This window comes from Kitasatospora sp. DSM 101779 (genome assembly GCF_025655475.1).
Taxonomy (GTDB): domain Bacteria; phylum Actinomycetota; class Actinomycetes; order Streptomycetales; family Streptomycetaceae; genus Kitasatospora.
In genome coordinates this window covers 4,907,501-4,917,111 of sequence record NZ_JAHTIK010000001.1, presented here as the reverse complement: position 1 = coordinate 4,917,111, position 9,611 = coordinate 4,907,501, and the positions used below count along the sequence as shown (strand labels likewise).

9 protein-coding genes are annotated in these 9,611 nt (G+C 72.1%); 2 read left to right on the top strand and 7 right to left on the bottom strand.

Going from position 1 to position 9,611, the window contains the following annotated elements; translation table 11 throughout:
* Positions 1-979: NAD(P)H-hydrate epimerase (locus KSNIM_RS22490; RefSeq protein ID WP_263104968.1), on the bottom strand; the 979-nt coding region annotated here is incomplete at its 3' end.
* Between the two features lie 48 nt (positions 980-1,027).
* Positions 1,028-1,396, bottom strand: coding sequence for a holo-ACP synthase (locus KSNIM_RS22485; RefSeq protein WP_263104967.1), 369 nt, complete (start codon positions 1,394-1,396; stop codon positions 1,028-1,030).
* Between the two features lie 151 nt (positions 1,397-1,547).
* Between KSNIM_RS22485 and KSNIM_RS22480 the strand changes: the two genes are divergently transcribed.
* Entirely contained in the window at positions 1,548-2,096 is a 549-nt protein-coding gene (locus KSNIM_RS22480; RefSeq protein WP_263108063.1) for a Uma2 family endonuclease, read from the top strand.
* Positions 2,097-2,135: 39 nt separating this feature from the next.
* Here KSNIM_RS22480 and glmS read toward each other — a convergent pair whose 3' ends face one another.
* Positions 2,136-3,992, bottom strand: coding sequence for a glutamine--fructose-6-phosphate transaminase (isomerizing) (gene glmS, locus KSNIM_RS22475; RefSeq protein ID WP_263104966.1), 1,857 nt, complete (start codon positions 3,990-3,992; stop codon positions 2,136-2,138).
* A gap of 130 nt (positions 3,993-4,122) precedes the next feature.
* Here glmS and coaA point away from each other — a divergent pair, with 130 nt between their 5' ends.
* Positions 4,123-5,106 carry a type I pantothenate kinase gene (gene coaA, locus KSNIM_RS22470; RefSeq protein ID WP_263104965.1) on the top strand — a complete coding sequence of 328 codons (984 nt, stop codon included), beginning with the start codon at positions 4,123-4,125 and terminating at the stop codon, positions 5,104-5,106.
* A 99-nt stretch (positions 5,107-5,205) separates the two neighbouring features.
* On the opposite strand, the gene glmM is transcribed toward coaA, so the two are convergent.
* The 4 genes from glmM to KSNIM_RS22450 all read right to left on the bottom strand — a co-directional run bounded on the left by glmM (position 5,206) and on the right by KSNIM_RS22450 (position 9,593).
* Entirely contained in the window at positions 5,206-6,570 is a 1,365-nt protein-coding gene (gene glmM, locus KSNIM_RS22465; RefSeq protein WP_263104964.1) for a phosphoglucosamine mutase, read from the bottom strand.
* A gap of 159 nt (positions 6,571-6,729) precedes the next feature.
* A complete protein-coding gene (gene rpsI / locus KSNIM_RS22460; protein ID WP_263104963.1) occupies positions 6,730-7,233 on the bottom strand; it encodes a 30S ribosomal protein S9 in 504 nt (167 codons plus the stop codon).
* A gap of 48 nt (positions 7,234-7,281) precedes the next feature.
* Positions 7,282-7,725 (bottom strand): 50S ribosomal protein L13, encoded by a 444-nt coding sequence (rplM, locus tag KSNIM_RS22455; RefSeq protein ID WP_030263432.1) that lies wholly within the window; start codon positions 7,723-7,725, stop codon positions 7,282-7,284.
* 209 nt (positions 7,726-7,934) lie between these two features.
* On the bottom strand, positions 7,935-9,593 hold the full coding sequence (locus KSNIM_RS22450; RefSeq protein ID WP_263104962.1) for an ABC-F family ATP-binding cassette domain-containing protein: 1,659 nt from the start codon (positions 9,591-9,593) through the stop codon (positions 7,935-7,937).
* Positions 9,594-9,611: the final 18 nt, after the last annotated feature.

Genomic DNA, 9,611 nt, shown 5'->3' with positions numbered 1-9,611 from the left:
CGGTCAGCGCGTCCGCGTCGACCAGCACCGGCACGTCGGCCGCCAGCACCTCGGGCAGCAGGTCCCGCACGCCCTCGCCGGAGCCGGGTCCGACCACCCAGGCCTGCACCCGGCCGGCCTCCGCGGGCCCGCCCGCGGTCACCAGCGCCTCCGGGAAGCGCCGCACCACCTCGGCCGCGGCCGTCCCCGCGTAGCGGACGGCGCCCGCCCCGCCGTGCAGCGCCCCGGCCACGGCCAGCACCGCCGCGCCCGGGTAGCGCGCCGAGCCCGCGGCGACGCCGACCACACCGCGCCGGTACTTGTCGCTCTCGGTGCCGGGCAGCGGCAGCAGCGCCGCCGCGTCCGCGTGCTGCAGCACCTCGACCGGCGCCGGCGGCAGCTCCAGGCCGATCCCGACCAGCTGGAGCACCCCCGCGTACGACGCACCGGGGTCGATCAGCAGTCCGGGCTTGTAGGTGCCGAAGCAGACCGTCACGTCCGCCCGCAGGGCCGCTCCCGGCACCTCGCCGGTGTCCGGGTCGACACCGCTCGGCACGTCCACCGCGACGACCCGGCCGCGCCGGGGCAGCGCCGCGTACGGCTGTGCCTCCGGCCGCAGCCCGCCGCGCCCGCCGATCCCGACGATGCCGTCCAGCACCAGGTCGGCCCGCTCGAACTCGCCCTGATCCGCCGTCACCCGGCCGCCGGCCGCGAGCAGCGCGGCGAGGCCGCCGGCGTGCGCCTTCTCCGGCGCGAGCAGCACCGCGGACACCCAGGCGCCGCGGCGGGCCAGCCGGGCCCCGGCGTACAGGGCGTCACCACCGTTGTCCCCGCTGCCCGTCAGCACCAGCACCCGGCTGCCGTACACCCGCGGCAGCAGCCGCGCGCAGGTCGCGGCGAGGCCGGCGGCGGCGCGCTGCATCAGCGTGCCCTCCGGCAGCCGGGCCATCAGGTCGGCCTCGGCGGCCCGGACCTGTTCGACGGTGTGTGCGCGGCGCATCGGCGGCCTCCCGTGGCGTTGGGGCGTGTCGCCCCCGGGCCGGTCGCGCTAGCCCTCGGCGATCACTACCGCCGACGCTACGCCCGCGTCGTGGCTCAGCGACACGTGCCACGACCGGACACCGAGGGCGGCGGCCCGCTCGGCGACCGTGCCGGTGACCTTGAGCACCGGCCGGCCGGAGTCCTCGGTGTGCACCTCGGCGTCCGTCCACCGCAGCCCGGGCGGCGCGCCCAGCGCCTTGGCCAGCGCCTCCTTGGCGGCGAACCGGGCGGCGAGCGAGGCGGTGCCCCGGCGCGCCCCGGACGGCAGCGTCAGCTCGGCCGCGGTGAAGAGCCGGTCCGCGAGGTGCGGGGTGCGCTCCAGCGACTCCCCGAACCGCGCGATCTCCGCGACGTCGATCCCGACCCCGATGATCACCCGTGGACTCCTTCTCCGACACCGGCCGCTGCCGGGGACTGTACGGCACACCTGCGAGTGAGAACCGCTGCGAGCCCCCTCCGGTACCGATCCGTACGCCTACCGTGTGCCCCTGCGCCGATCGGCAGGAGGGAGAAGGGCCATGGTTGCCATGCCGGCTGTCGAGCACCCGCTGCCTGCGGACGACCTGCTCCGGGCGTTCCTGGAGCTGGAGACTCCGCCGGGCTTCAAGGCCGAGCTCATCGAGGGGGAGATCGTCCTGACACCGCCACCGGACGGGGACCACGAGGACGCCGTCGCGCGATTCGCCCGGGCTGTCGCCCGGCACGCCGCGGAGGAGCTGTACGTCAGCGGCGGACGCGGGCTGATCACGCCCCACGGCAGATTCGTTCCGGACGCCGCCGTGGCGCCGGTCGGCACGTTCCGCGACCAGGGCCCGTGGACGGAACCCGCGGGTGTGGCGCTTGTCCTGGAGGTCACCTCGACCCACCCCCGGAGGGACCGCGAGGCCAAACGCCTCGGCTACGCCGCCGCGGGCATCCCCTGCTACCTGCTGATCGACAGTGACGAGGGCCGGGCCACGCTGTTCACCGACCCGGCGGACGGGGACCACACCGTCCACACCCAGGCGGCCTTCGGCAAGCCCCTCGACCTGCCCTCACCGTTCTCGTTCGCCCTCGACACGGAGCCCCTGCGGTAGCGCACGCCACCGCAGGGGCTCCGGGCGGAGCGGGCTCGGCTACTCGACGGTGACCGACTTCGCCAGGTTGCGCGGCTGGTCGACCTCGTGGCCCTTGGCGGTGGCCAGCTCGCAGGCGAAGACCTGCAGCGGGACGGTGGAGACCAGCGGCTGCAGCAGCGTCGGGGTCGCCGGGATGCGGATCAGGTGGTCCGCGTACGGGACGACGGCCTCGTCGCCCTCCTCGGCGATGACGATGGTGCGGGCGCCACGGGCGCGGATCTCCTGGATGTTGGAGACGATCTTGTCGTGCAGGATCGACCGGCCGCGCGGCGACGGGACGACCACCACGACCGGCAGGCCCTCCTCGATCAGGGCGATCGGGCCGTGCTTGAGCTCACCGGCGGCGAAGCCCTCGGCGTGCATGTACGCCAGCTCCTTGAGCTTCAGCGCGCCCTCCAGGGCGACCGGGAAGCCCACGTGGCGGCCGAGGAAGAGCACCGAGCGGGCGTCGGCCAGCGAACGGGCCAGCTCGCGGACGGGCTCCATGGTCTCCAGCACCTGCTCCACCTGCTTCGGCGCGTCGCCGAGCTCGCGGATGATGGTGAAGATCTCGTCGCCCCACTTGGTGCCGCGGACCTGGCCCAGGTACAGCGCGACCAGGTAGCAGGCGACCAGCTGGGTCAGGAACGCCTTGGTCGAGGCGACCGCGACCTCCGGGCCGGCGTGCGTGTACAGCACCGCGTCGGACTCGCGCGGGATGGTCGAGCCGTTGGTGTTGCAGATCGCCAGCACCTTGGCGCCCTGCTCGCGGGCGTGGCGCAGCGCCATCAGGGTGTCCATGGTCTCGCCGGACTGCGAGATGGCGATGACCAGGGTGCGGTCGTCCAGGATCGGGTCGCGGTAGCGGAACTCCGAGGCGACCTCGACCTCGCAGGGGATGCGGGTCCAGTGCTCGATCGCGTACTTGGCGATCATGCCGGCGTGGAAGGCGGTGCCGCAGGCCACGATGACGACCTTGTCGACCTCGCGCAGCACCTGGTCGGGGATGCGCAGCTCGTCGAGGGTGAGCCGGCCGTCGGTGCCGATCCGGCCGAGAAGGGTGTCGGCGACGGCCTTCGGCTGCTCGGCGATCTCCTTGAGCATGAAGTAGTCGTAGCCGCCCTTCTCGGCGGCGGAGGCGTCCCAGTCCACGTGGTACTCGCGGACCTCGGCCGGGTTGCCGTGGAAGTCGGTCACCGTGACGCCCTCGCGGCGCAGCTCGACCACCTGGTCCTGGCCGAGCTCGATCGCCTCGCGGGTGTGCGCGATGAAGGCGGCGACGTCGGAGGCGAGGAAGTTCTCGCCCTCGCCGCGGCCGACCACGAGCGGGGAGTTGCGGCGGGCGCCGACCACCACGTCCGGGGCGTCGGCGTGCACGGCGACGAGGGTGAAGGCGCCGTCCAGCTGCCGGCAGACCGTCCGCATGGCCTCGGCGAGGTCGCCCTGGTAGGCCTCGCCGAGCAGGTGGGCGACGACCTCGGTGTCGGTCTCGGAGCGCAGGGTGTGGCCGCGCTCGGCGATCTCGGCCCGCAGGGTGGCGAAGTTCTCGATGATGCCGTTGTGGACGACGGCGACCTTGCCGTCGTCGTCGAGGTGGGGGTGGGCATTGGCGTCCGTGGGGCCGCCGTGGGTGGCCCAGCGGGTGTGGCCGATGCCGGTGCTGCCCGCCGGCAGGGGGGTCTCGGCAAGGGACTTCTGGAGGTTGGCGAGCTTGCCGGCCCGCTTGTCGGTGGCGAGGCTCCACTGCCCGTCGAGCCCCTGGGTCTGCACGGCCACACCGGCGGAGTCGTACCCCCGGTACTCCAGCCGCTGCAGGCCTGCGATCACTACGTCGAGGGCCGACTGGGACCCCACATATCCAACGATTCCGCACATGCGTGCCAGCATATGCGGCGTTTCGTTCACCCAGGTCACGCTCATCACTCACCCCGGTCACGCCTTGCGGACACCGCGCGTGACCGATGCCACAGCATCCCGCCGCGCCCGGACGGACCACAATGGTGTTGTGCTGACCGAACTCTGTACGAGGGGCGCCGCCCAGGCGCCCACCCCCTCCCCGTACGTGGATCTGGACCGGGCCGAGTGGAGCGCGCTGCGCGAGCGCACCCCGCTGCCCCTGACCGCCGACGAGGTCGAGCGACTGCGCGGCCTGGGCACCGCACTGGACCTGGACGAGGTCAGGGACGTCTACCTGCCGCTGTCCCGGTTGCTGAACCTCTACATCCACGCGACGCACGAGCTGCGCGGCGCCCTGGGCACCTTCCTGGACACCCCGGACACCGAGCGCACCCGGACCCCGTTCATCATCGGCGTGGCCGGCTCGGTCGCGGTCGGCAAGTCGACGACCGCCCGACTGCTCCAGGCGCTGCTGGCCCGCTGGCCCGAGCACCCGCGGGTCGAGCTGGTCACCACCGACGGCTTCCTGCTGCCCAACGCGGAGCTGCGCCGGCGCGGCCTGATGGCCCGCAAGGGCTTCCCCGAGTCGTACGACCGGCGGGCGCTGATGCGGTTCGTCGCCGACGTGAAGGCCGGCAAGGAGCGGGTCACCGCCCCGGTCTACTCGCACCTGGTGTACGACATCGTGCCGGACGAACGGCTGACGGTGGAACGTCCGGACATCCTCATCGTCGAGGGCCTGAACGTCCTTCAGCCCGCCCTCCCCGGCACGGACGGCCGGACCCGGCTGGCCGTCGCCGACTACTTCGACTTCTCGATCTACGTCGACGCACGCACCGACGACATCGAGCGCTGGTACCTGGACCGGTTCCGCAAGCTCCGCGACACGGCCTTCCAGGACCCTAACTCCTACTTCCGGCGCTTCACCGAAGTCCCGGAGGAGGAGGCGATGGACTACGGCCGCCAGGTCTGGCGCACCATCAACAAGCCCAACCTGCTGGAGAACGTGCTGCCCACCCGCGGCCGGGCCACCCTGGTCCTGCAGAAGGGCCAGGACCACAAGGTCCGCCGCGCCCTGCTCCGCAAGCTCTGACGGCACCCTGACGGAGCGCCGCTCCTGACGGGGAACCACGAGGGGCGCGCGGGACCGGTTTCCGGTCCCGCGCGCCCCTCGGCGTTTCGGTGGGCCGTGTCAGCCCAGCTGGGTCTTCACCACGTCGGCGAGGCGCTCGGCGACGGCCTTCGCCTGCGCCTCGTCCGCGGCCTCCACCATGACGCGGACCAGCGGCTCGGTGCCGGACGGCCGCAGCAGCACCCGGCCGGTGCTGCCCAGCTCGGCCTCGGCCGCGGCGACGGCGGCGGTCAGCTCGGCGCAGGTGTCGACCCGGCCCTTGTCGACGCCCTTGACGTTGATCAGGACCTGCGGCAGGCGGGTCATCACGGCGGCGAGGTCGGCCAGCGGCTGCTTGGTGGCGGCCAGCCGCGCGCCCAGCATCAGGCCGGTGAGGGTGCCGTCGCCGGTGGTGGCGTGGTCGAGCAGGATGACGTGGCCGGACTGCTCGCCGCCGAGCGCGAAGCCGTGCTCCTTCATCGCCTCCAGCACGTAGCGGTCGCCGACCGCGGTCGCCACCAGGTCGATGCCCTCGCGCTCCATGGCCAGCTTGAAGCCCAGGTTGGACATCACCGTGGCGACCGCGGTGTTGCCGCGCAGCGTGCCCGCCTCCTTCATGGCGACGGCCAGGATGGCGATGATCTGGTCGCCGTCGACCTCGTTGCCGTCGGCGTCGGCGGCCAGGCAGCGGTCGGCGTCGCCGTCGAGGGCGATGCCGAGGTCCGCGCGGTGCTCCTTCATCGCGGCACGGAGCTTGTCGAGGTGGGTGGAACCGACACCGTCGTTGATGTTGAGGCCGTCGGGCTCGGCGCCCAGGGTGTAGACGACCTCGGCGCCGGCCCGGGCGAAGGCCTCGGGGGCGACCCGGGCGGCCGCGCCGTGGGCGCCGTCGATGACGACCTTGACCCCGTCCAGGCGGTTGGGCAGCACTGCGATCAGGTGGGCGACGTACTTGTCGAAGCCCTCGGTGTACTTGCGGACCCGGCCGACGGCGGCGCCGGTGGGGCGCTTCCAGTTCTCGTCGCCGACGCCGTAGCGGTTGTAGTGCTCCTCGATGGCGTCCTCGATGGCGTCGTCCAGCTTGTGGCCGCCGCGGGCGAGGAACTTGATGCCGTTGTCGGGCATCGCGTTGTGGCTGGCGGAGAGCATCACGCCGAAGTCGGCGCCGAGCGAGCCGGTGAGATAGGCGACGGCCGGGGTGGGCAGCACGCCGACCCGCAGGACGTCGACGCCGGCGCTGGCCAGGCCCGCGATGACGGCGGCCTCCAGGAACTCTCCGGAGGCCCGCGGGTCGCGGCCGACCACGGCCACCGGCCGGTGCCCCTCGAAGGCACCGGCGTCGCCCAGCACGTGCGCCGCGGCGACCGACAGGCCGAGAGCCAGTTCGGCGGTCAGGCCCTCGTTGGCCACACCGCGCACCCCGTCCGTACCGAAGAGTCGTCCCACTGTTCCCGTCCTTTTCGCCCTGCTCGTTGGTTCTTCACCCTCCCGCCGTCCGCACCGGGCGGGAGAGCACGACGCCCCGGAGTACACGAGGTACTCCGGGGCGTACGGGTTGCACCGGGGGTGCGCACCACCGGAGCGGCACGCACCCCCGGGGTGCAATTAGCGCTTGCTGTACTGCGGCGCCTTGCGGGCCTTCTTCAGACCGGCCTTCTTGCGCTCGACGGCGCGGGCGTCACGGGTCAGGAAGCCGGCCTTCTTGAGCGGGCCGCGGTTGTTGTCCACGTCCGCCTCGTTGAGGGCACGGGCCACGCCGAGGCGCAGCGCGTAGGCCTGACCGGAGACGCCGCCACCCGCGATGCGGGCCACGACGTCGTAGCGGCCGTCGAGCTCGAGGAGCTTGAACGGCTCGTTGACGGTCTGCTGGTGCACCTTGTTGGGGAAGTAGTTCTCCAGGGTGCGACCGTTGATCTTCCACTGGCCGGTGCCCGGGACGATGCGCACGCGGGCGATCGCCTCCTTGCGGCGGCCGAGGCCGGCGCCGGGGGTGGCCTCGCCGAAGCGGCCGGCCAGCGACTCGGTGGTGTACTCGGTCTCCGAGGTGTACTCCTCGACGTTCTCGTCGAAGTCGACCTCGAGGGTGTTCTCGATGGCAGTCTCGGCCACGGTGTTCCTCAGCTCTCGCTACTCAGTGATGGGGTCTGTCGGCCGGAATTACTGCGCGACCTGGGTGATCTCGAACGGCACCGGCTGCTGGGCAGCGTGCGGGTGCTGGTCGCCCGAGTAGACCTTGAGCTTCGAGAGCATCTGACGGCCGAGGCTGTTCTTCGGGATCATGCCCTTGATGGCCTTCTCGACGGCCTTCTCCGGGTTCTTGTCCAGGAGGTCGTCGTAGCGGACCGAGCGGAGACCGCCCGGGAAGCCGCTGTGGCGGTAGGCCATCTTCTGGGTCTTCTTGTTGCCCGACAGGTGAACCTTGTCGGCGTTGATGATGATGACGAAGTCACCAGTGTCAACGTGCGGCGCGTAGATCGCCTTGTGCTTGCCCCGCAGGAGGTTGGCGGCCTGGGAGGCCAGGCGGCCGAGCACGACGTCGGTCGCGTCGATGACGTGCCACTGACGCTGGACGTCGCCGGGCTTGGGGCTGTACGTACGCACGGTCGTAGCCTTCGCTTTTCAGTGAGTGGGTCCTGACAGGAGCACCGGACGAGGAGACCAGCCCGACCCACCTTGGACGCAATTCAAGGGGGGCCGCTGATCGTCAGCCTGATGTCTCCGGCGTACCGACGTCTCACGTGAGATAGAGCGAGCCAATACGCACAACAAGTGGTCAGCTTACCGGGCGCCCCGCAGGGGGTCAAAACGCCTCAGCGGTCGCGCACCACTCGCGTCTCGTCCCAGACCGGCTCGGGCGACTCGTACACCCGGCCGTCGGAGCCGAACACGAGGAAGCGGTCGAAGCTGCGGGCGAACCAGCGGTCGTGGGTGACGCACAGCACCGTGCCGTCGAACGCCTCCAGGCCCTGCTGCAGCGCCTCGGCGCTCTCCAGGTCCAGGTTGTCGGTGGGCTCGTCGAGCAGCAGCGCCGTCGCACCGGACAGCTCCAGCTTGAGGATCATCAGCCGGGCCTGCTGGCCGCCGGAGAGCGACTCGAACTTCTGCTCCTCCTGGCGGTCGAGCTCGTAGCGGCGCAGCGCGGCCATCGCGGCGCCGCGGCCGAGGGCGTGCTCCTCCTCCACGATGGTGCGGATCGTGCGGCCGAACAGCTCCGGGTGGGCGTGGGTCTGGCGGAAGTGGCCGGGCACCACGCGGGCGCCGAGCTTCCAGCTGCCGTCGTGCTTCACCGTGGCGTCGCCGGCCAGCATCCGCAGGAAGTGCGACTTGCCGGAGCCGTTCGAGCCGAGCACCGCGACCCGCTCGCCGTAGAAGACCTCCAGGTCGAACGGCTTCATCAGGCCGCTGAGCTCCAGGCGCTCCATGGTGAAGGCGCGCACGCCGGTGCGGCCGCCCTTGAGGCGCATGGTGATCGACTGCTCGCGCGGCGGCGCCTCCGGCGGGCCGGCGTCCTCGAACTTCTTGAGTCTGGTCTGCGCGGCGGCGTACCGGGAGGCCATCTCGTGGCTGACCGCGGCGGCCTGGCGGAGGGTGAGGACGAGCTTCTTGAGCTTGGCGTGCTCCTCGTCCCAGCGGCGGCGGAGCTCCTCGAAGCGCTCGAAGCGGGCCCGGCGGGCGTCGTGGAAGGAGTCGAAGCCGCCGCCGTGCACCCAGACGCTGCTGCCGGCCGCGCCGGACTCGACGCTGATGATCTTCTCTGCGGTGCGGGAGAGCAGCTCGCGGTCGTGCGAGATGAAGAGCACGGTCTTGCCGGTGGCCTTGATCGCCTCCTCAAGCCAGCGCTTGCCGGGCACGTCGAGGTAGTTGTCCGGCTCGTCGAGCAGTAGCACCTCCTCCGGGCCGCGCAGCAGCGCCTCCAGGACGAGCCGTTTCTGCTCGCCGCCGGAGAGGGTGTTCAGGCCGCGGAACTGGGCACGGTCGAAGGGCATGCCGAGGGCGGCGGTGGTGCAGACGTCCCAGACCGTCTCGTAGTCGTAGCCGTCGGCGTCGGCCCAGTCCGCGAGCGCCTGGGCGTAGCGCATCTGGGTCTTCTCGTCGTCCTGGGCGAGCATGGCGAGCTCGGCGGCGTCCACCGCGCGGGCGGCGGTGGCGATCCGCTCGGGGGCGACGGAGACCAGCAGGTCGCGGACGGAGGCGTCGGCGGGCAGGGCGCCCGGGGTCTCGCGCTGGTCCTCGCGGCCGGTGGTGCCGACGAACTGGCGCATCACGCCGAGGCCGCCGCTGACGGTGACGCTGCCGCCGTGCGGCTGGACGTCACCGGCGATCATGCGCAGCAGGGTGGTCTTGCCGGCGCCGTTGGCACCGACCAGGGCGACCGCGGCGCCCTCGCCGACCCGGAAGGACGCGTCGGCGAACAGCACCCGCCCGTCCGGCAGGTAGTACTCAAGGTGCGAAATCTCGACGTGTCCCATGGGTCGGATTGTGCTGCA

What these genes read in the sequence shown, in the direction of transcription:
- KSNIM_RS22450 (WP_263104962.1), bottom strand. Translation starts at nt 9,593, where the DNA reads ATGGGACACGTCGAGATTTCGCACCTTGAGTACTACCTGCCGGACGGG.
- glmS (WP_263104966.1), bottom strand. Translation starts at nt 3,992, where the DNA reads ATGTGCGGAATCGTTGGATATGTGGGGTCCCAGTCGGCCCTCGACGTA.
- KSNIM_RS22480 (WP_263108063.1), top strand. Translation starts at nt 1,548, where the DNA reads ATGCCGGCTGTCGAGCACCCGCTGCCTGCGGACGACCTGCTCCGGGCG.